Below are 22,056 nucleotides of genomic sequence, written 5' to 3'. Positions count from 1 at the left end.
CGGCGGGGCTCACTCCCAGCGGAAGAACCGCGTCGCCCCCAGGGAGGCGACGGCGGCCGTGACGGCCAGGGCGATCAGCTGCGGCAGTTCGGGGTCGGCGCCCGCCCACGCCGCGCCGATGGTGTCGACCGTCGCGCCGAGCGGCGAGTAGTCGGCGACGACGGCCAGGGCACTCGGCATCCGGTCGCGGGGCAACCAGGCACCGGCCAGGAAGAGCAGCGGGAAGAACAGCGCGGGGCCGATCGACTGTGCCGCCCTGGCCGACGGCGCCAGCGCCGCGATCAGCAGGCCGACGGCGAACAGACACGCGACCCCGAGGAGGAAGGCCAGCACGAACCCGGGCAGGTTGGCCGGCGCCGGCTGGTCCAGCAGGAACCGCACGGCGATCGCGGTGACCACCGCACCGAGCACGCCCATCACGAGGTTGACCACGACCTGGGCGACCAGCAGCAGCGCGGGCTGCACCGGGGTCGTCGCCAGACGGCGCAGGATCCGGCGTTCCCGGTAGATGCCCAGCGCCATCGGCAGGGTGAAGAGCGCGAGCATGCCGATGGTGAGAGCCAGCGCGAGCGACGGCAGGAACGTCTGCTCGGCGTGCTGCCCGGTGTCGGCGGCCGTACCGGCACGCTGCGGCAGGCCGAAGACGAGCATCAGGCCGATCGGCAGGGCGAAGACGAAGAACAACGACACGGGCTCCCGGAGGAACAGCTTCGTCTCGACGGCGATCAGCTTGGACAGGGCGCTCACGACGACCTCCCGTCGGTCGGGGACTGCGCGGCGGTCCGGCCGCCACGGCCGGTCAGGGCGACGAAGGCGTCGTCGAGGCTGGGCTGCTCGACCCGCAGGTCCGTGTAGGTTGTTCCGCGCCCGTTGAGCACCGACAGGACCGACTGGAGCACGTCCTTCGTGCCGGTCACCGTCACCTCCGCGCCGTAGCGGCTGACCCCGGTCACGTCGGGCGAGGCGAGCAGCAGGGCGTCCTCGACCGGCTCCGCCGGGCGGAAGTGCACCCGGTGCTCGCTGCCGACGCGGGCGAGCAGACCAGCGGGGCTGTCGATGGCCACCACCCGCCCCTTGTCGATGATCGCGATCCGGTCACAGAGTCGTTGCGCCTCCTCCATGAAGTGGGTGACCAGCACGACGGTGACGCCGCGGTCGCGAATCCGCTCGACGAGATCCCAGGTGTCCCGGCGGCCCTGCGGGTCGAGGCCCGTGGTCAGCTCGTCGAGGATGGCGATCTCCGGCCTGCCCACCAGCGCCAGGGCCACCGACAGTCGCTGCTTCTGCCCGCCGGAGAGCTTCTGGAAATAGGTGTTGCGCTGCTCGGCCAGGCCGAGGTCGGTCAGCAGCTCGTCGATGTCGGCCCGGTTGCGGTAGAAGGACCGGTACAGGTCCAGCGCCTCCCGCACCCGCACCTTGTCCGGCAGCTGGCTCTCCTGGAGCTGGGCGCCGACGCGCTGGCGCACCTCGGTGCGGTCGCGCACCGGGTCCAGCCCGAACACCCGGACGGTCCCGCCGTCGGGACGGCGCAACCCCTGCACGCACTCCACCGTGGTCGTCTTGCCGGCGCCGTTCGGGCCGAGGACGCCGAAGATCTCGCCCTGCTCGACGGTGAAGGAAACGTCGTCGACCGCGACCTTCTCGCCGTACCGCTTCTGCAGATGATCGACCTCGATGACCGGCATCTGGGGTGGTCCTCCTTCATGTGCGGTTTGCCGTCGGAAAGGGCGGACCCCTCGGCTGATCGCGGCGTCGGTTCGCGGGAACGGGCCGGACCCGGGCCGACCGACGCCCGACATCATCCGCGCAACCGATGCGCCGATCAACTGATCGGGTGACGAATCGGGGGTGTCGATGTCGGGGAACGATCCTCCACAGGGGTGCCGCCCGGCGACAGGGGTGTCGCCCGGTCACGCCAAGTGTCCGTGCGTCCGTCCGGGCGGGCGGCGGCTCCGGGCGGCTTCTCGCCCACGGATCCGGTGTGGCTCGTCACCGCCGTGCCGGGCACAGCGGCAGCAACTCGTCGAGCCGGGTCAGAACGACGTCCGGGCCGGCCGTGCGCAGCGTCTCCTCGTCGGACTCGCCCCACAGCGCGGCCACCGCCGTCACCCCGGCCGCCCGCGCGCTGGCCAGGTCGCTGGGCGCGTCGCCGACCATCAGCGCCTCCGCGGGCCGGGCCCCGAGCAGGTGCAGCGCCCGCCGTACGATGTCGGGCGCGGGCTTCGGGCGGGGCACCTCGTCCGAGCCCACCACGTGGTCGACGAGCGGCAACAGGTCGAGCCGGCCGAGCAGGTCCCGGGCGCGTACGCCGCTGCGGCCGGTGGCCACGGCGAGCCCGATCCCCCGCCGACGCAGGGTGCGCAGCAGCTCCGCCGCGCCGACGACCGGGCTGACCCGGTGTGCAAGGCGGTTGCTCTCCCGCACGAACGGCTCGGCGAGCGCCGCTGGCAGACCCATCAGCTCCAGCACCTCCGGCAGGTACCGGCCCGGGTGGCGGCAGTACTCCTCGACCGGGGCCATGCCGTCGCCGACCACCTCGGCGTAGGCGAGGGCGAACGCCTCTCTGGCCACGGCGAGGCTGTCGACCAGCACCCCGTCGAGGTCGAGCACCACCGCCCGGACACCGTCGGGTGCCGCCGTCGCCCTCGCGACCACCGATGTCACCTCCCCGCCCGCACGACCGCCACGGCCGGTAGGGGTGGCAGGCCGCGGAGACCCCCGACTACGGTCAGGACCGTTCTCCCGGCCCACCGGCGCGGCGCACTCGCCCACCCGGATCCGGCGGTACCCCACGACCCTACCGGCGTCGCGGCCCCCGGCAGGGCTCGGACCGGGCCGCTGAGAGGATCGCACCATGCCGCTGCTGGGCTGGCTGACGAAGGGCACCGACGAGCACCCGGACGCGATCCGGGTCGACGGCCGGGCGGTGTCCTGGGTGGAGCTTCGCCGCCTTGCCACGGCGGTGGCCGACGAGCTGCGCGGCGTCGACCGGGTGGCGATCGAGGCCACCGCCACCCTGGAGACCGTGGTCGGCGTGGTGGGCGCGCTGACGGCCGGGGCGGCGGTCGTGCCGATCCCGCCGGACGCCGGGCCGATGGAGCGCGATCACATCCTGCGCGACTCGGGCGCGACGGCGCTGCTGGCCCCGGCCGGCGCGGAACGCACCGTCGGTGACGCCGGCCGGCCCGTCGTACCCGTCGACCTGACCCGCCGGTCGGACACCGTCCACCCCGAGCCGGATCCGGCCTGCACCGCGGTGATCCTCTACACCAGCGGCACCACCGGCGCCCCGAAGGGCGCCGTGATCTCCCGCCGCGCGATCGCCGCCTGCCTCGACGGGCTGGCCGACGCCTGGGCATGGACGCCGGACGACCTGCTGGTGCACGGCCTGCCGCTGTTCCACGTGCACGGGCTGGTGCTCGGCGTGCTCGGACCACTGCGGCTGGGCGGCCGGCTGCACCACGTGGGCCGCCCCCGCCCCGACCGGTACGCCGCCGCCAACGGCACCATGTACTTCGGGGTGCCGACGGTGTGGTCCCGAATCGCCGCCGACCCGGACGCGGCCCGGGCGCTGCGTCCGGCGCGGCTGCTGGTCTCGGGCAGCGCGGCGCTGCCGGCGGCGGTCTTCGCCGACCTCGCCACCCTCACCGGTCACCGGGTCGTCGAGCGGTACGGGATGACCGAGACCCTGATCACTGTGAGCGCCCGGACGGACGGCCCACGCCGGCCCGGCACCGTCGGGCTGGCGCTGCCCGGGGTCCGTACGCGGCTGGTCGGCGACGACGGCACCCCGCTCCCGGCCGACGGGGCGACGATGGGCGAGCTTCAGGTCACCGGCCCCACGCTGTTCGACGGCTACCTCAACCGTCCGGACGCCGACGCGGCGAGCCGTACCCCGGACGGTTGGTTCCGCACCGGGGACGTCGCCACCGTCGACCCGGACGGCTGGCACCGGATCGTCGGCCGGGCGTCGACCGACCTGATCAAGAGCGGTGGCTACCGGATCGGCGCCGGCGAGGTGGAGGACGCCCTGCTGACGCACCCGGGGGTCCGTGAGGCAGCCGTGGTGGGCACCCCGCACCCCGACCTCGGTCAGCAGGTCACCGCGTACGTGGTGGGCGACGGGGTGGGCGAGGCCGAGCTGATCGACTTCGTGGCCCGGCACCTTTCGGCGCACAAGCGACCACGCGAGGTGCGCCTTGTCGACGCCCTGCCCCGCAACGCCCTGGGCAAGGTGCAGAAGACGCGGCTCAGCGCAGACGGTTAGGACGCGACCGCCGGGATGCTGACCGCGGTGACCACCAGCCCTTGCTCGACCAGGAACCTGCCCGCGAACGCCCGCACCTCGGCCCCGCCGAACACCGGACCGGGCACCAGCAGCCGGGCCTCGAACGTGCCGGCCGGGTCGAACACGATGTCCGCCTCGGAGAAGTCCAGCCACTGGCCGGTGAGCGGGAACCACGCCTTGTACACCGCCTCCTTGGCGCTGAACAACAGGCGGTCCCAGCAGACGGCGGGGCGGACCGCGCCCAGCGTGACGGTGCGCGACCGTTCGGCCGGCAGGGCGATCGCTCCAAGCACCCCGTCGGGCAGCGGGGCGTGCGGCTCGGCGTCCACCCCGAGGCTGGCGAACGCCGCCGTACGGCCGACGACCGCCGCCCGGTAGCCATCGCAGTGCGTCATACTGCCGACCACGCCGTCCGGCCAGAGCGGGGCACCGCGTGCGCCGGAGACGATCGGCGCCGGGGCGAGGCCCAGCTCGCCGAGGGCCAACCGGGCGCAGTGCCGCACTGTGGTGAACTCCCGGCGGCGTTTCTCCACCGACCGTGCCACCAGCGCCTCCTCCTCGGGGAACAGGGTCACGCCGGCGGGATCGGTGAAGGACTCGGACACCGCCACGGTGGGGGGCAGGATCTGCTCGATCACGTTGGCCGATGGTAGGCGCTGCGGCACCCCTCGCCGCGGCGGGCCTCGGCGATAGGTGCACCATAGGGGTCGGGTACGGGTGCCGGCCTGCACGGGACAGGTGCCACTCTGGGCGCCGTCCCGGTCCTGCGGGCGGGGCACCTGGATTTGGGGCGGATGGACGCGGGAATGGCGATGCTTACTGGCAAAGTGGTGCGGTTCGACGAGGTGCGGGGCTACGGGTTCATCGCCCCGGACGACGGCAGCGACGACGTGTTCGTGCACGCGAACATGCTCGACGGCGACAAGTGGGCACTGACGCCCGGCGTCCCGGTCGAGTACGACGCGGTGGAGACCGAGCGCGGGCCCAAGGCCGTGCTGGTGCGGGTGTCCGGCGTCGCCCCGGGTGCGGATCGCGTCCCGGCGGCCGGTGCCGGGCTGTCCGCCCGGGCCGGCGTCACGGTCGGCGGCGGGCGCAGCAGGGACAGCGGGCAGGCCACGGGCGGCGCGGAGGACGACGAGGGCCTGTGCGACGTCCTCTCCGAGCGGGCCTTCTCCGCGGAGACCACCGAGGCGCTGGTGACCTCCGTGTCGGACCTGACCGGAGCGCAGATCGTGGCGGTACGTGCGAGGATGCTGGAGCTGGCCCGGCGGCACGGCTGGGTGGAGGGCTGACCGTGGCGGGGGCGGGTCACCGCCGCCCGCTGTCCGGCCGGCTCAGCCGCGGGCGATCAGCAGGGACTTCCTGATCCGCCCGAAGGCGCTGCGCGGCAGCTCGTCGACGAAGTGCACCCGCCGGGGGCGCTGGCCCGCCGAGAGGTACCGGCCGACGTGGTCGATGAGCACCTGCGCGGTCACCCCCTCGGCGACGACGTAGGCGGTGACCTGCTCGCCGAGCGCGTGGTGCGGCGTGCCGACGACGGCGGCGTCGCGCACGCCGGGGTGACTCAGCAACGCCTCCTCGATCTGCCCGGTGGGCATTCGCCGGCCCCGGCTGTGCACCACGTCGAGCCCGCACCGCCCGATGATCCGGTACGTGCCGTCGGGGGCCACGCTGGCCAGGTCCCCGGTGGCGTGCCAGCGACCGGCGGCGAGGCTCCGCCCGCCGACGTACCCGCTGAACAGCGTCGGCCCGCAGACGCTCAGCTCGCCCGCCGACTGGCCGTCGGCCGGCACCGGCCGGTCCTCGCGGTCCAGCACGCGCGTCTCGACGCCGGGCAGGGGGGTGCCGACAGCGCCCGGAACCGAACGGTCGCCGGCCCGCCCGGTCAGCGCGACGAGCGTCTCGGTGGTGCCGTAGGCCTGCACCGGCCGGTGCGAGGTGAGCAGTCGGAGCCGCTCGGCCACGGCGCGGGCCAGCGGACCGTCCGCGGAAACGAGGATCCGCGCCGCGGACAGCGGCCGGGCCCGGTGGCCGTCCAGCGCTATCCTCGCCCACTGGTCGGGCGACGCCAGGTGCATGGAGCCGACCGGCCCGGCGGTGCCGGCGTCATCGAGGTGGACGAAACGGCTTCCGGCCCGCAGTGCGCCGAGCAGGCCGACGACCAGACCGTACGCCCGGAACAGCGGGGTGCCCTGGACGACCACGTCCTCCTCGCTCCAGTGCCACGCACGGGCCAGAAGGTCGAGGTCGGCGGCGATGGCGCGGCGCGAGATGCGCACCCCTCGTGGCGGCCCTGATGCGCCACCGGTGTAGAGGATGACGGCGTCGCTGCCCGGGGCGGGCTCGGGGTGCCGCGTCGAGGCGTGTTCTCGCAGGTCGACCGGGATCGTGGACAGGCCGTCGGCCCCGGACGGGGCACGGCCGAGGATCACCGTCGCTCCGGACTGCCGCAGGATGCGGCGGCGTTCGCGTTCGTCGGCGCCGGGAGGCAGCGGTACGAGCGGCGCCCCGGCGAGGAGGGCGCCGAGCATTCCGACCACCGCTTCCAGCGTCGGTGTGCCGTCGACCGCGACCGCGGTCGCGCCCCTGATCCGATCAGCGACGGCGGTGACGCAGCCCAGCAGGGCCTCGCTGGAGAGGGCTTTTCCGGCCACCGTGACCGCGTCGGCCCGATCCGCACCGAATCCACGCAGCACCGGCAGCAGTGTCATCTCCGCTATCCCCTGCGCGGGGCGGCAACGAGTCGCGGCGGCAGCTGGGACATCACGACGGCCACAGAACCCTTCAGGTCTCGGGCCTGCACGGCCCCATGTCCGGCTATCCAGACGGTGGAGACCGGGTGCCCCGAAATTAGGGCCGGGCTATCGTCGGGCACAACCCCTAGCCGCCGAGTCCGAATCCCCCTGTCCGGGCCTACTGGCCAGCTAGGACCGGATCCCGGCCGTCCGGACACAACGGCCGGCCCGAGCGCTCACTCCGGCTCGGCGAACAATACAGAGACCGCATTTGTCTTCAGCGAGCGAAAACCGATCGGAAAACGTCTTTCTCAATGCCCGGCAACTCGCCGTCACGACTTTATCGCATTGACGCGTCCCGCATGAGATCAGCCTTCAGGCCGAATGGGACCGCAGACCTCCGCAACCAACAGGACACTCGGACGCATAATTCCTTTTCATACATAATCGCAGAATCTCCCAAACGTCCGAATCGTGGCCCGCCGACGCACACCAAGCCTCGACCGCCGGCAGGATCGGACAGGCATCGATCGCAGTTCCGGCATCAATGCCTTACATCGCAACAATCGAGCGCCTCCGGCAATTGCCGGAGGCCCGACCAGGCCCCGCAGCCCCACCCCGGGGGCGGACGACACCTCCACACCAGCTTCCGGCACCAGGCCCGCCCGCGCCGGGATCGGCACGGGCGGGGTCACGAACGCCGAGTTCAACGACGATGACGCCCAGCTCGACGTCTCCGCACGCCGCAACCGCGGGCGGCTTCGAACACCTCGGCGAGAGCGACCGGCAACGCCCGGACGCCGGATTAGCACGGAAAAGCCCATTCGCCAATCATCAGGCGGGCCGAATAAGCGGAACCATCGGCTCATGGGAGCGCTCTGTCACGGTACGGGACCAGCCGGCGACTTTCCGTCGCCACCCCCGGTCCGGGTCACCCGAGACAAGTAACCCATGTTTGCTCATCCTTTACACAACTCGGCTTGCCGCCCAATTGCCCAACTGCCATACTCCCACCATCAAGGAGGTCGATAGGAAGTGTCGACCCCGCGAGAGCTGGGGAATTATCGCCGACGCACACGGGAACACGGCTCGCAGCAGCCAACCGGTCAAGTCGGTCGATGGCGCACCGGCAAAGCTCGACACCCGTCGATACTTGCCGATAATGGAATGGGTCAAGAATTGCCGGTCTCCAATTTGGTCGAGCTGTCGGGCCGCACCGGGCACGCGGCCCTCCCCCGGAGGGGGCGGTGATGGAGCTGACCGAGCGTTCAAGCCAGCTCGGCCTGCTGGAGCGCCGACTCGCAGACCTGCTCCGCGGCGGCACCTCGCCGACCGACCGGCCGGTGACCGTGCTGACCGGCCCGGTCGGCTCCGGCAAGACCGCGCTCTCACAGACCTTCGCCCGGCGCGCCTGCGACGCCGGAGCACGGGTCATCGGCGCGAGCGCCTCCCGCGCGGAGCGCAGCGTACCGCTGGAGGTCGTCCGGCAGCTCGTCCGCGCGGTGCCGTCGTGCGCCGCGGACGCCCCCGACATCCGGGCCCGCCTCGCCCGGCTGCTGGACGCGGGCGCCCTCGCATGGAGCGACGCCGATCCGGCGGACGCGGAGAACGCCCGGCTCACCGCCGCCATCGGGCGCGCCCTGCTCGAACTGACCTCGCGGGGGCCGCTGGTCATCGTGGTGGACGACATCCACCACGCGGACGTGCCGTCGCTGCGCTGTCTCGATTACGTGGCCCGGCGGCTCTCCGGCCTGCCCGTGCTGATGGTCCTGACGGAGGCGCCACGCACCCGGCCGTGGCAGGCGGACGTGCACGCCGAGATGCTGCAACCGGCGAAGCTGCACCGCATCCGCCTGCCGCTGCTCACCGCCGAGGGGACGTTCCAGCTGCTCGCCCAGCGGCTCGACATCCCGCTCGCCCGCAGCATCGCCGAGGAGAGCCACCGGATCAGCGGCGGGAATCCGCTCCTGGTGCATGCGCTCGCCGATGACCAGGCAGCCGCGCCACGGTCCGCCGACGCCCCGGCGGTCGGCGAGTCGTTCCGGGAGGCCGTGCTGAGCTGCCTGTACCGCTGCGACCGCCTGGTGCTCAACGCCGCCCGGGTGCTCGCCGTGACCGGCGAGCCGCTGCACGGCAGCCTGCTGCCGCATCTCGTCGACGCCCGGTTGCACCCCGCGCTGGGCGCTGTCGACAAGTCGACCAGCGCGGGGCTGATCGACGAACAGGGGTTGCGCCATCCGGCGGTGACCCAGGCCGTGATCGACGGGATGACCGCCGAGGAACGCGTACGGCTGCATCTGGGAGCAGCCCGCCTGCTGCACGACGACGGCGCGCCCCCGGCCCGGATCGCGCCGCACCTGGTGGACATCGGCGAGCTGGCCGAACCCTGGATGGCGCAGACCCTGCTGGACGCCGGCGAGCAGGCGCTGCTCGACGGCGAGGTGGAGACCGCCCTACGGTACCTGCGCCGGGCGCACCGCAGTGGCGTCGGCGAGTGTCTGCGGGCGCGGATCCGCTCCGCGCTGGCGCGCGCCGAGTGGCGACTCGACCCGCAGGCCACGATCCCCCACCTGGTCAGCGTCGCCACCGCCATCCGGGCCGGGCACCTCGGCAGCCAACAGGCCGCCGGCCCCATCCAGTACCTCCTCTGGCACGGTGAGATCGACAAGGCCGTCGACCTGGTCAGGCACCTGAGCGAGCGGTCGGATCCCGCCGATCCGCAGTCCGCGGCCGAGCTGCTCGTCATCACCGGCTGGATCTCGACGCTCTATCCCGGGGTCATGGTCGACCGGCCCGCGCCCGCCGTGGCCGCGCGGGATCCGCTCACGCTGGCCCGGGTCAAGCACGGGCTCAGCGGAGTCATCCTGCTGTCCGGCGTGCTGGCCCGGGGTGACGCGGGCGTGGTCGAGGCGGCCGAGCGGACACTGTCGACCACCGGGCCGGACGACGAACCGCACATGTGGAGGGTCATCTGCGCCCTCATCGCCATGATCTACGCCGACCGGCTCGACCTGGCCGACGACTGGTGCGACCGGCTGGACCGCCACCTCGCCACCCCACACCACCCCACCCCCTCGGCTACGCTCACCGCCCTGCGGGCCGCCGTCGCCGGCCGGCTCGGCGACCTCCCCCGCGCCGGCAAGCTGGCCGACGAGGCACTGGGGCAGCTCTCGCCGAAAGGCTGGGGGGTGGTGATCGGGATACCTCTCGCCGTCCGGATACGGGCCCTGACCTTCATGGACCAGCTCGACACGGCGGCCGCCTGCCTTCAGGTGCCGGTGCCGCCGGCGATCTTCGAGACCCCGCTCGGGCTGCACTACCTGCACGCCCGCGGGACGCACGCCCTCGCCGCGGGAAGCCCCGAGGCCGCGCTGGCCGACTTCCAGCTCTGCGGGCAGCTGATGCAGCGGTGGCGGCTGGACTTCTCGGGCCTGGTGCCGTGGCGCACCGAGTCGGCTCGGGCACTGCTCCGGATGGGCCGCCGTCAGCAGGCGCGCAAGCTGGTGCGCGACGAGTTGGCCCGGCTGCGGCCCGTCCATGTCCGGTACCGGGCCGCGGCCCTGCGGGTTCTGGCCGCGACCGAGGAGGGACAGGAACGGATCCCGCACCTGCGCAGCGCCGTACGGCTGCTGCGGCAGTGCGGCGACCGGATGGAACTGGCGCACAACCTTGCCGACCTCGGTCACGCCTACGAGCAGGCCGGCGACCGGCGGCAGGCCCGCGCCGCGACCCGGTCGGCCCGGGCTCTCGCAGAGGAGTGCGGCATCCCGACGTTGTGGCCCAGCGCCCTGTCCACCAGAGACGGTGCCACCGGCGGCCGGGCGGGTGCGGCGGTCGTGGTCCAGGGCCTGACGGACACCGAATCCAGGATGGCCACCCTGGCCGCCCAGGGTCACACCAATCGTGAGATCGCCGAGAAGCTCTTCCTGACGGTCAGCGCGATCGAACAGCGAATGACGCGCATCTACCGGAAGCTGGACGTCAACTCGCGCAGCGAACTCGCCGGACGGCTGCGGTTCGACCGCCCCGGTACGACGGTGCTGGATCCGCTGACGCGGGGCACGGACCCCCCGGGCGGCCGTCCGTCCGGCCCTCGGCCGCGCTGATCCCGATCGGGCTTACGCACGGAACAGCCACCGGGTGTCACGCGACCGTCGCCCTCGCCGGCCGTCGCGAAGAGTCTGCTCACCACCACTGTGGGTACCACCAGGCGTGCGCCGGGAGTCGCGGTGTGGCACCATCAAGCCGTACGCCCCGACACCGGCCGCTCACCGGCGTGTCGCCTCCCCCGGGCCGATCGGCTCCAACACCCCTCACCCCGAGTCGCGCAACCCCTAAATGCCTTCTGGGGCCGCAGGTTTGGGTGCGAAACGATGGGGTCTCACGCCCGTTGTCGCACCATCATGCCGGTGCCAGACTCGCCTCGACACGCGGACCGTACGGCAAGAAGACCGGTCCGACGAAGGATTTCAGGTCCACCCGGCGTGGCCGCCCGGCGCGCTCCACCCCTACCCGTCGAGACGCGGGCGGAGGGGCGGCTGTCTCCGGCAGGGGTGGCGGTGTCGGGCCGCACCGGCGTTTCCAGGCCCGCGCCGCGTACAAGGAGGGCTTACGCGCAGGTGTTGGTTCAGCAAGAGGAACAGATCACCCGTCTGCGGCGCGTGTTCCACGCGTGCGAGGAGCAGCAGCGCGGACACGTCGCGCTGGTCACCGGTGCCGTGGGCAGCGGCAAGACCAGCCTGCTGGAGTCGTTCGGCGAGTGGACGGCCGGCTCCCGCGGGCAGGTGATGAGCGCGACCGGCTCGCGGGCGGAGCGCGGTCTCCACCTGGGAGTCGTCGGGCAGCTGTTCCACAGTGCACGACTCGCCCCGGAGACCGCCGCCCACGTCGAGAAGCTGCTGCGCGACGCCACCTCCGCGGTGCCGTTGCCCGAAGTCGGCGGCGAGGCGTCCGACGGAGACCGGGCCTGGGCACCCCTGCTGCACGGCCTCTTCACCACCCTGATCGACCTGACTGCCAACGGGCCCCTGGTCCTCCTCGTCGACGACGTGCACCACGCGGACCCGGCCTCGCTGCACTGCCTTCTCTACGTGACCCGGCGGCTGCGCCACGCCCGGATCATGGTCGTGTTCGCGGAGGCGTCGACGCTGCGCCCGCCGCACCCGCTGTTCCGCGCCGAGCTGCTCAGCCAGCCGCACTTCTCCCGGATCGGCCTGCCACCGCTGACCGTCGACGCCGTCGCCCGGCTGGTCGAGGGCGCCGTCGACGACGCCGACACCCGCGCGACCGCGGAACACTACGTCCGGATGACCGGAGGCAATCCGCTGCTCACCCGGGCGCTGCTCGACGAACGGGCCGGTGGCGAGGGCAGCGACCACGACGTTCCGTCCGTCGGTGACGCGTTCGACCAGGCCGTGCTCGGGTGCCTCTACCGCCACGAGCCCGGGGTACGCCGGGTGGCCCAGGCGCTCGCCGTGCTCGACCGGCCCGCGTCGACCGAACTGCTCGGCCACCTCCTCGACGTGATGCCCGCGACCACGGTCCCGGCGGTACGGGTGTTGCGTACCTCGGGCCTGATGGAGTGCGACCAGCTACGCCACTCGCGCATCCTGCGCTCGATCCTGGCTGACATGTCGGCCGACGAGCGGCGCAGCCTGCACCAGCGGGCCGCCGAGGTGCTGCACGACCGCGGCGCCGAGGCGAGCGTGGTCGCCGAGCACCTCGTTGCCGCCGGTGCGGCGGTGACCGGCTGGAGGGTGCCGGTGCTCCAGGACGCCGCCGGTCACGCGCTCTCGTCGGGCCGGCCCGACGTGGCGACAGCCTGCCTGCGGCTGCTCGCCCGCGCGCCGGTGGACGAGCAGCAACGCACCGCCACCACCGAGATGCTGGTGAATGCCCGCTGGCAGATCAACCCGTTGACGGTGAACGGGCAGCTGACGGAGCTGGTGCAGACGGCGCGGGCCGCCGGCTGGTCCACCGATGCGAGCCTCTCCGCCGTGCCGTACCTGCTCTGGCAGGGCCGCATCGATGAGGCTGCCGAGGCCGTCAGCGGCTTCTCGGCGGACGAGGAGCAGGGCCCGGCCGCCCCGCCCGGCCGCCTGCGGATCATGCAGCTTCTGATCTCCCTCTCCCACCCGGACCACCTGGCGAACGTGCGGCAGACCCCGGCCACCTGGAGCCGCGCGGCCGGCGCCCCGACCACCGTCAGCCCGCTCCTGCAGGCGGTCACGGTGCTCGGCGCCGCGCTGACGCCGACCGCCGACAACGACACGGTGACGACCGCCGAGCAGATCCTGCAGCGCCACCACACGGACGACGGCGCCCTCGGCCTGCTGACCGCGCCCCTGCTGGCGCTGCTCTGGGCCGGCCGGTCGGACCGGGCCGCGGTCTGGGGCGACGTGCTGCTCGACCGGCCGGTGGCTCAGCACGCGCCGGGCTGGCGGGCCGTGATCCGGGCGATCCGGGCGGAGGCGGCCCTGCGCGTCGGCGATCTGCCCGGTGCCGAGCACCACGCCCGTGCGGCCCTGGAAGACATGCCCGCCCCCGCCTGGGGTGTGGCGATCGCCGGACCGCTGTCCACCCTGATCGCGTCCGCGACGGAGTCGGGCCGGTTCGCCGAGGCCGACCGGTGGCTGGCCCACCCGACCCCGCCCGGCATGTTCCGCACCCCGTTGGGCCTGCACTACCTGGCCGCACGCGGCCGGCACCACCTGGCCGTACGCCGGCCGCACGCCGCCACCACCGACCTGCGGCGCTGCGGCGAGCTGATGCGTACGTGGGGGATCGACGCGGCCGGACTGGTGCCGTGGCGGCTGGAGCTGGCCCGGGTGCAGCTCAGCGTCGGCAACAAGACGCAGGCGATGCAGCTCCTGCAGGAGCAGTTGCGGGTGCCGCACGGGGTCGACGACCGGACCCGGGGCCGTACGCTGCGCCTGCTCGCCACCACCGCCGCCCAGGACCACCGGCGCAAGCTGCTCTCCGAGGCGGTCAACCTGCTCCAGTCCAGCGGCGACCGGTTGGAGCTCGTCCGCGCCCTCGGCGACACCGGTCAGACACTCCAGCGCGCCGGAGACTCCGCCCGCGCCCGGCTGCTCGTCCGCCGCGCCTACCAGCTCGCGCAGGACTGCGGGGCGTCGGTGCTGGCTCAGCGGCTGATCCGCCGGGAGCCGGGCAGCGGACTGCCGGCGTACCCGGCCGCCGCCGAGCTCCAGGAACCGGACGACGGGCTGAGTGACGCCGAGCGGCGCGTCGCCGCGCTGGCCGCACAGGGCCACACCAACCGCCAGATCTCCAGCCGGCTCTTCATCACGGTGAGCACTGTCGAGCAGCACCTGACCCGGGTCTACCGCAAGCTCGACGTGAAGCGCCGGACCGACCTCCCGTCCCGGCTCGTCATGTACGCCGAGACACTGGCCGACGAGACACAGAGCGCCACGTCCTGACGGCTGTCGCAGGGGCGCGGTGGAACCGCCCCCTGCGACAGCCACCGCGACCGGCGACGACGCAGCGAGGGCCCGAACCGCAGAAGCGGTTCGGGCCCTCGGCGGACGCATCCCGGGCCGGTCAGTCCATGGCGCGGCGCATGAAGCCACGCATGCCGATCGCCGAGAACGCCACGAAGACCCCGGTGAGGACACACATGCACAGCCAGAGCGGCAGCGACTCGACCCCCGGCGGGCCGACGAGCGACCGGGTCGCCTCGCTGATGTAGGTCAGCGGGTTCAGCGAACAGATCACCTGATACCAGCGCAGCGAGTCCAGGCCGAGCAGCGGGAACTGGGTGGCACCGGTGAACATGATCGGGGTCATCACCACTGTGAACATGATCTGGATGTGCTGCGTGGGCACCAGGGTGCCGAAGGCGAGACCGACCGCCGCGCCGACCAGCGCGCCGATCGCCAACACCCCGACCACCTTGAGCACCACCGCCCAGGGCCAGGTGACACCGAGCATGAGCATGCCGACCGGGATCAGCACCACGCCGGCGATCAGGCCGCGGATGCCGCCGAAGACGATCTTCTCCAGGGCCACCAGCGGAATCGCCATGGGCGACAGGAGGCGGTCCTCGATCTCCCGGGTGAAGGAGAAGTCCATCATCATCGGCAGCGCGGTGTTCTCCAGGCCGATCAGGAAGGCGTTCAGCGCGATGACGCCGGGCAGCAGCACGTTGGAGAAGTCGTCGCTGGCGTAGCCCAGGTCGCTGAGCACCTTGCCGAAGATCAGCAGCATGAACAGCGGCTGGATGAAGACCTGGAGCAGGAAGCCGACCAGCTCCCGGCCGGTGACGAACAGGTCCCGCGAGAGCACCGCCCGAAACGTGGCGAACTGGTCCAGCGCGCGCACCGGCGGCGGCGACGAGGCCGGCGACGGCGCGGACGGGGGGGCGGGGGCGGCGACGCTCACCGAAGTTCCCTTCCGGTCAGGTGGATGAAGACATCTTCCAGGCTGGGCTGGCCGATGTTCAGGTCACGGACCTCGCAGCCCAGGTCGGCGAGGATCTTCATCGCCATCGGGATGGCGTTGGCCGGCTGGCCGCTGGTGTAGACCCGGAAGGAGAGCGGGGCATCCGGGTCGGCGGGGGCGTCGGGGGCCGGCGCGGGCATCGGCATCGCCGGCATGCCCGGGAACGCCGGCGCGGCGACGGGCGCCGGGGCGGTCACCTTGAAGTGTTCCACCTGCTCCACGTCCGGGATCGCGTCGAGCGCGGCCCGCACCTGCTCGGCGGGGGCGCCGGGGGTCACCACGAGGGTCAGGGTGCTGCTGCCCGGCAGCGTACGGGTCAGCGCGGACGGGGTGTCCAGGGTGAGCAGCTTGCCGTGGTCGACGATGCCGACCCGGTCGCAGAGCTTCTCCGCCTCGTCCATGTCGTGCGTGGTGACCACCACGGTCACCCCGGACCGCTTCAGCTCGGCGACCCGGTCGTGCACGAAGAGCCGGGACTGCGGGTCGAGGCCCGCGGACGGCTCGTCGAGGAAGAGCACCCGGGGCGAGTGCATCAGCGCGCGGGCGATCATCGTGCGCTGGGCGAGGCCGCCGGACAGGAAGTCGGTGCGGTGGTTCGCGAAGTCCTTGAGCCCCATCTGGTCCAGCAACTCGTCCGCCCGCCGGATGCGCTGCGCCCGGGGCACCCGGTGGTAGGCCGCGTGGAACAGCAGGTTCTGCCGGACGGTCAGCGCCCGGTCCAGGTTCACCCGCTGCGGTACGACCGCCAGCAACTGCCGGGCGACGGCGGGCGAGCCGATCACGTCGGCGCCGCACACCTGGGCCCGGCCCGAGGTGGCCCGCACCCGTGTGGTCAGCACCCCGATCGTCGTCGTCTTGCCCGCACCGTTCGGCCCGAGCAGGCCGAAGACCTCACCGGCGGCGACGGAGAAACTCAGCCCGTCCACCGCCGGTGGCATGTTGGGCTGGTACCGCTTGACCAGCTCCGTGACCACCACTGCCTCGTCCACGTCGTCATGCTCCGTCCTGGAACGTCGGTCCGATAGATGTATGTGCGCCGATAGGGGGCGCTAGGGGCACGCCAGGGGCGGAACCGGTCACAGGCCCCGCGCGACCAGCCAGCGCTGGACCGTGCCGGCGAGTTCCGGACCCCGGTCGGCGACCATGCTGAAGTGGTCGCCGGCCGCGTCGACGGCCTCGTGCGGGTAGGGCCAGCGCGACCGCCAGCCGTCCGGTTCGCCGTCCCACTCCCCCAGCGGCTCGGTGGCCCGCACCAGCAGGGTCGCCGCCGCCGTCTCGGTCGGCTGCCAGTCCAGGAACAGCGGCAGGTAGCCCGCCCACGCCGTCGTGCGCCAGTCGTCCATCGGCGTGTACGCGGTGTCCCGGTCGATCATCCCGTCGAGAAGCTGCGGCACCCACCCGCCGAGCACCTCGCTGTCAGCCGGGTAGGTGTCCATGAGCACTACCGCGTCCGGCGGGCGGCCCTGGCGTTCCAGCTCCCCGGCGAGCAGGTTGGCCACCATCGCACCACCGGAGTGACCGGCCAGCACGAACGGGCCGGCGCCGACGGTACGCAGAACCGTGTCGGCGTGCACCCGCAGCAGCGCGTCGAGGTCGGCGGGAAGCTCCTCGCCCGCGCCGAACCCGGGGTTGGGCAGGGCCCACACGTCACGTACGCCCCGGAAGCCGGCGGCCAGCCGGGCGTACTCGTGCGCGCCGGACAGCAACGACATCGTGCAGCAGCACACCAACTGCGCCCGGGCACCGCCCTCGGCCAGCCGGAGGATGCCGGCCGGGCGGGTGAGCTGCGCCGGCTCGCGGAAGCTGGGGCGGAACTGGGCGAGCTTGACCAGCAGTTCGGCATACCCGGCCGGGTCCTCGCGCGCCTTCGGCTGGTTGAACAACCCGCCGAGCAGTCCGCCGCCGGCACCATTCCCGGCAGATCCCCCGGCGTCGTCCGCGCCGTCCCCGGCCGCCTCCGCGCCGAGGAGCTGGCCGATCAGGTGAACGGCCAGCGCCGTAGGCGTGGGGTGGTCGAAGAGCAGGGTCGTCGACAGATCCGCCCCGGTCTCCTGGCGCAGCGCGTCGCGCAGCTCCAGTGCGGTCAGCGAGTCGAAGCCGAGTTCCAGGAAGTCCCGGTCGGCCTCGACCGCGTTGGGTGAGGCGTGCCCGAGGACGGTAGCCACCCGCGCCCGGACCAGGTCCAGCAGGATCCGGTGCCGGTCGCCGGCCGGGACGCCGGCCAGCCGCTCGCGCAGCGCGCGAGCGGGATCGGTCGCCGCGGCATCGCCGGCCTCCGGCTCGGCACCGGCCGTCGCCTCGGGCACGCCGCGCAGCAGCGCGCTGGGCCGTACGGCGGTGAAGGCCGGCACGAACGCGGGCCAGTCGAGGTCGGCGACGGCCAGTTGGTCGTCGCCGCGGACCAGGGCCTGCCCCAGCGCGGACAGGGCCACGTCGGCGGGCAGCGGCCGGACCCCCCGGCGGCGCAGCTGCGCCGCATCGGTGACCTCGTCCGCCCAGGGCACCCACGCGACGACGGTGGCCGGGCGGCCAGCGGCACGCCAGCCGGCGGCCAGCGCCTCCAGCCCGGCGCCCACGGCGGCGGCGACCGCCGCTCCCCCGCTGCCCCAGACGGCGGCCGTCGAGGTGAAGACGACGAACTCGTCGATCGGTAGGCCGGCGCAGGCCCGCCCGAGCAGTTCCACCGCGGTGGTACGGGCGGCCACGGCGTCGGCCAGGTCGTGCGGATCCAGCACCGCCACCGGGTCGCCGGCCCCGTCGGAGTCGGCGACGTGCAGGACGGTACGGATCTCGCTGCCGGTGGCGGCCAGCCGGTCAAGCGCCTCGGGCAGCCCGTCCAGGTCGTCGACGGCGGTGACGGTGACGTCCGGGCCGAGCGGGTCGGCGTCCGCCACCGGCCCCACGAGGACGAGGTGCGACGCGCCCCGCTCGGCGAGCCAGCGCAGCAGGTGTGGGGTACGCACCTGCGCGGAACCGTGCACCAGGACCGCGCCGCGGGGCCGCCAGTCCGTATCGGTGGCGCCGGCCGGGGCCCGGTGGAGCCGCCGGGCGTACACCCCGCCGGCGCGTACCGCCACCTGGTCCTCGTCGCCGCCGGACGCGACGACCCGGGCGAGCGCGGCGAGCGCGACGTCGTCCGGCTCCGCCGGCAGGTCGACCAGCCCGCCCCACAAGCGCGGCTGCTCCAGCGCCAGCACCCGGCCCAGCCCCCAGACGTACGCCCCGGCCACGCCGGGAGCGGCGTCGTGCGCGTCGACGGCCACCGCGCCCCGGGTCACGGTCCACATCGGCGTACCGTTCCCCGCAGCGGCGAGGGCCCGCACGAGCGCGGCTGTCCCGGCGAGCGCGCCGGTCCCCGTGCCGGCCGCCCGTTCCTCCGCCGCCAGCAGCGAGACCACGACCGACCAGGTGCCGTCGGCGAGCAAGGCCCGGGCCACGGCGTCCAGGTCGTCGCCCACGGTGACCAGCGTCGGGTCCAGGCCCTCGGCGCGCAGCACGGTGAGCACCGCGGTGGCGTCGGTGCCTGCCCCGGCCACCAGCAGGCATCGACCGGCCGGCGTGGTAGGGGCTGACAGGTCGACGCGTTCCCAGTCGGCGCGGTAGCGCAGCCCGTCCAGTTCCGATCCGCGACGCCGCCGGTCCCGGTAGGAGGCGAGGGCGGGCAGCAAGTCGGCGAGCGCGTCCTGCCGGTCGGCGGGCAGGCCGAGCGCGGCGGCCAGCTCGGCGGGTCGTCCCTGCGCCACGGCCGCCCAGAACTCCTCGTCTTCGCCGGTCGCGGCGGGCGGGACGAGATCCACGGTGGGCGGGTCCGGCCAGAAGCGCTCGCGGTGGAAGGCGTAGGTGGGCAGTTCGACGCGCGCGGCGTCGCTGCCGTCGAAGGGAGCCGCCCAGTCGACTCCGGCACCGCGCAGGTCGACCGCGGCCAGCGCGGCGAGCAGCGTGGTCGTCTCCGGCTGGTCCCGGCGGGCGAGCGGCACGAAGGCCGCCGGTTCCATGTCGGGCAGGCACTCCCGGGCCAGCACGGTCAGGGCGCCGTCGGGGCCGAGTTCCACGAAGGTTCCGACGCCGCCGGCGGCGAGGGTGGCGACGCCGGCGTGGAAGCGGACGGTGTCCCGGACGTGGTCGACCCAGTAGCCCGGGTCCGTGGCCTGGGCGGCGGTGAGCGGCTCGCCGGTGCGGTCGGAGACGATCGGAAGGTTCGGCGGGTGCCAGGCGACCTTCTCCGCGACGATCCGGAAGTCGGCCAGCATGGCGTCCATCCGGGCGGAGTGGAAGGCGTGGCTGACCCGCAGCCGACGGGACCGCCGGTCCTCGGCAGACAGCCGCCGCCCCGCCGCGAGCACGGCCTCCTCGTCGCCGGAGAGCACCACCGACCGGGGGCCGTTCACGGCGGCCAGGGACACCCGCTCGTCGAGCAGCGGGACCACCTCCGCCTCGGACGCCTGTACCGCCAGCATCGCCCCGCCGGGCGGCAACTGCTGCATGAGCCGGGCCCGGGCGGCCACCAGGGTCGCCGCGTCGGCCAGCGACAGCACCCCGGCGACGTGCGCCGCGGCCAGCTCGCCGACCGAGTGGCCGAGCAGGAACTGCGGGCGTAGCCCCCAGGCGGTGACCAGCCGGTATGCGGCGACCTCGTAGGCGAACAGCGCCGGCTGGGTGAACTCGGTACGGTCCAGCAGATCCGCGTCGGGCGAGTCGGCCCCGGCGAAGACCACCTCCCGCAGCGGCCGGCTCAAGTGCCGGTTCAGCTCCCCGGCCACCTCGTCGAAGGCGGCGGCGAAGACCGGGAACCGGCGGCACAGCTCGGCGCCCATGCCGGGGCGCTGGGCACCCTGCCCGGTGAAGAGGAACGCGACCTTGCCGGCCCTGCGGGCCACGCCTCGCACCACGCCGGGGGTGTCGCGCTCCTCGGCGACCGCGTGCAGGCCGGCCCGCAGCGCGTCGCGGTCCCCGCCGATCACCGCTGCCCGGTACGGCAGGGCCGCCCGGGTGGTGACCAGCGAGTACGCCACGTCGGCGGCGGTCAGGTCGGGGTGATCGGCCAGATGCGCCAGCAGCCGCCGCGCCTGCCCGGCCAGGGCCGGCGCGGAGCGGGCCGAGACGATCCACGGTGCCGGCGGGGCGGGCGTACCGGCCGGCCGGACGTCGTCGGTGTCCGTCGCGACGGCCTGCTCGATGACGACGTGTGCGTTGGTGCCGCTGATCCCGAACGCGGAGACCCCGGCCCGGCGTGGCTGCCCGGTCTCCGGCCAGGGCTGCGTGCCGGTCAGCAGGGACACCGCCCCGGCCGACCAGTCGACATGCGGGGTGGGCTCGTCCACGTGCAACGTGGGCGGCAGCACCCCGTGCCGCATCGCCAGCACCATCTTCATCACCCCGGCCACACCCGCCGCCGCCTGCGTGTGCCCGATGTTCGACTTGATCGAGCCGAGCCAGAGCGGCCGGTCCGCGGACCGACCCTGCCCATACGTGGCGATCAGGGCCTGCGCCTCGATCGGATCACCCAAAGTGGTACCCGTGCCATGCGCCTCGACCACGTCCACCTGGTCGGCACTCAGCCCCGCGTTCGCGAGAGCCTGCCGGATCACCCGGCGCTGCGACGGGCCGTTCGGGGCGGTCAGCCCGCTGCTCGCGCCGTCCTGGTTGACGGCACTGCCGCGCAGCACGGCGAGGACCGGATGGCCGTTGCGGCGGGCGTCGGAGAGCCGCTCGACGAGCAGCATGCCGGCCCCCTCGGACCAGCCGGTGCCGTCGGCGGCGGCGGCGAACGACTTGCACCGGCCGTCGGTGGACAGGCCCCGCTGCCGGGAGAACTCCACGAAGACGGTCGGGGTGGCCATCACCGACACCCCGCCGACCAGCGCCATCGTGCATTCGCCCAGCCGCAGCGCCTGGCAGGCGAGGTGCAGCGCGACCAGCGACGAGCTGCACGCGGTGTCAACGGTGACCGCCGGCCCCTCCAGCCCGAGGGCGTACGAGATCCGGCCGCTCGCCACGGCTGCGGCGCTGCCGGTGCCGAGGTAGCCCTCGACGCCGCCGGTGACCCCGGTGAGCAGAGCCGCGTAGTCACCCTGACTGCTGGTGGCCGCGTAGACGCCGGTCGGCGCGCCGCGCAGCCGGGTGGGGTCGATGCCGGCCCGCTCGAACGCCTCCCAGGCGGTCTCCAGCAGCAGCCGCTGCTGCGGGTCCATGGCGAGTGCCTCGCGGGGGCTGATGCCGAAGAACGCCGGGTCGAAGTCCCCGGCGGAGTAGAGGAACCCGCCCTCGCGCACGTACGACGTGCCCCGGCTGTCGGGGTCGGGGTCCGGGTCGTAGAGCGCGCCCAGGTTCCAGCCCCGGTCGTCCGGGAACGCCGACATCGCGTCGCTGCCGGCGGCCACCAGGTCCCAGAGCTGCTCGGGTGACCTGACACCGCCAGGGAACCGGCAGCTCATGCCGATGATCGCCACCGGTTCGCTGAGCGCGGCGGTGAGCTGCTGGTTCTGCTGCTTGAGCTTCTGGTTGTCGAGCAGGGACGCACGCAGCGCGCCGACGACCTCGTCCAGGGAAACAGTCATCGGGCGCTCCTCA

General features: G+C 73.6%; 11 protein-coding genes and 1 pseudogene. 4 read left to right on the top strand and 8 right to left on the bottom strand.

From position 1 onward, the window contains the following. Positions 1–9 precede the first annotated feature (9 nt). The 3 genes from IF06_RS0102720 to IF06_RS0102710 form a co-directional block, all read right to left on the bottom strand. Entirely contained in the window at positions 10–747 is a 738-nt protein-coding gene (locus IF06_RS0102720; protein WP_013285652.1) for an ABC transporter permease, read from the bottom strand. Next, complete coding sequence (locus tag IF06_RS0102715; protein WP_013285651.1) at positions 744–1,685, bottom strand: ABC transporter ATP-binding protein; 942 nt, start codon at positions 1,683–1,685, stop codon at positions 744–746. The genes IF06_RS0102720 and IF06_RS0102715 overlap by 4 nt, the downstream gene beginning before the upstream one ends. 304 nt (positions 1,686–1,989) lie before the next feature. After that, entirely contained in the window at positions 1,990–2,655 is a 666-nt protein-coding gene (locus IF06_RS0102710; RefSeq protein WP_013285650.1) for an HAD-IA family hydrolase, read from the bottom strand. Between the two features lie 199 nt (positions 2,656–2,854). On the opposite strand from IF06_RS0102710, the gene IF06_RS0102705 reads away from it, so the two are divergent. Further along, the gene (locus IF06_RS0102705; protein WP_013285649.1) at positions 2,855–4,267 is read left to right on the top strand and encodes an acyl-CoA synthetase; all 1,413 of its coding nucleotides are present in this window, start codon (positions 2,855–2,857) and stop codon (positions 4,265–4,267) included. On the opposite strand, the gene IF06_RS0102700 is transcribed toward IF06_RS0102705, so the two are convergent. Next, entirely contained in the window at positions 4,264–4,926 is a 663-nt protein-coding gene (locus tag IF06_RS0102700; protein ID WP_013285648.1) for a 4'-phosphopantetheinyl transferase family protein, read from the bottom strand. The genes IF06_RS0102705 and IF06_RS0102700 overlap by 4 nt on opposite strands. Before the next feature lie 156 nt (positions 4,927–5,082). Here IF06_RS0102700 and IF06_RS0102695 point away from each other — a divergent pair, with 156 nt between their 5' ends. After that, positions 5,083–5,580: a cold-shock protein gene (locus IF06_RS0102695; RefSeq protein WP_030268717.1), complete on the top strand. Its 498-nt coding sequence runs from the start codon at positions 5,083–5,085 to the stop codon at positions 5,578–5,580. Between the two features lie 42 nt (positions 5,581–5,622). Here IF06_RS0102695 and IF06_RS0102690 read toward each other — a convergent pair whose 3' ends face one another. Beyond that, on the bottom strand, positions 5,623–6,999 hold the full coding sequence (locus IF06_RS0102690) for an AMP-binding protein (RefSeq protein ID WP_013285646.1): 1,377 nt from the start codon (positions 6,997–6,999) through the stop codon (positions 5,623–5,625). Between the two features lie 1,274 nt (positions 7,000–8,273). Between IF06_RS0102690 and IF06_RS0102685 the strand changes: the two genes are divergently transcribed. Together IF06_RS0102685 and IF06_RS0102680 are read left to right on the top strand one after the other, a co-directional pair. Next, positions 8,274–11,129: an AAA family ATPase gene (locus IF06_RS0102685; protein WP_013477266.1), complete on the top strand. Its 2,856-nt coding sequence runs from the start codon at positions 8,274–8,276 to the stop codon at positions 11,127–11,129. Positions 11,130–11,642: 513 nt separating this feature from the next. Next, the gene (locus tag IF06_RS0102680) at positions 11,643–14,465 is read left to right on the top strand and encodes a helix-turn-helix transcriptional regulator (protein WP_030268713.1); all 2,823 of its coding nucleotides are present in this window, start codon (positions 11,643–11,645) and stop codon (positions 14,463–14,465) included. A 121-nt stretch (positions 14,466–14,586) separates the two neighbouring features. Here IF06_RS0102680 and IF06_RS0102675 read toward each other — a convergent pair whose 3' ends face one another. From IF06_RS0102675 to IF06_RS34690, 3 genes and pseudogenes are all read right to left on the bottom strand, one after another. After that, positions 14,587–15,426, bottom strand: coding sequence for an ABC transporter permease (locus tag IF06_RS0102675; RefSeq protein ID WP_013285643.1), 840 nt, complete (start codon positions 15,424–15,426; stop codon positions 14,587–14,589). Next, the gene (locus tag IF06_RS0102670; RefSeq protein WP_013285642.1) at positions 15,423–16,475 is read right to left on the bottom strand and encodes an ABC transporter ATP-binding protein; all 1,053 of its coding nucleotides are present in this window, start codon (positions 16,473–16,475) and stop codon (positions 15,423–15,425) included. The genes IF06_RS0102675 and IF06_RS0102670 overlap by 4 nt, the downstream gene beginning before the upstream one ends. Positions 16,476–16,562: 87 nt before the next feature. Further along, a pseudogene (locus IF06_RS34690) lies at positions 16,563–22,043 on the bottom strand (type I polyketide synthase); the annotation flags it as partial. Positions 22,044–22,056 lie beyond the last annotated feature (13 nt).

The sequence above is a fragment of the Micromonospora globosa genome, assembly GCF_000717585.1.
GTDB lineage: Bacteria > Actinomycetota > Actinomycetes > Mycobacteriales > Micromonosporaceae > Micromonospora > Micromonospora aurantiaca.
Note: the sequence above shows the minus strand (reverse complement) of the source record. Positions and strands in the feature narration are given on the sequence as shown.

Coding starts and splice junctions, on each gene's coding strand:
- IF06_RS0102705 (WP_013285649.1), top strand. CDS start 2,855: ATGCCGCTGCTGGGCTGGCTGACGAAGGGCACCGACGAGCACCCGGAC.
- IF06_RS0102715 (WP_013285651.1), bottom strand. CDS start 1,685: ATGCCGGTCATCGAGGTCGATCATCTGCAGAAGCGGTACGGCGAGAAG.
- IF06_RS0102685 (WP_013477266.1), top strand. CDS start 8,274: ATGGAGCTGACCGAGCGTTCAAGCCAGCTCGGCCTGCTGGAGCGCCGA.
- IF06_RS0102695 (WP_030268717.1), top strand. CDS start 5,083: ATGGACGCGGGAATGGCGATGCTTACTGGCAAAGTGGTGCGGTTCGAC.
- IF06_RS0102690 (WP_013285646.1), bottom strand. CDS start 6,999: ATGACACTGCTGCCGGTGCTGCGTGGATTCGGTGCGGATCGGGCCGAC.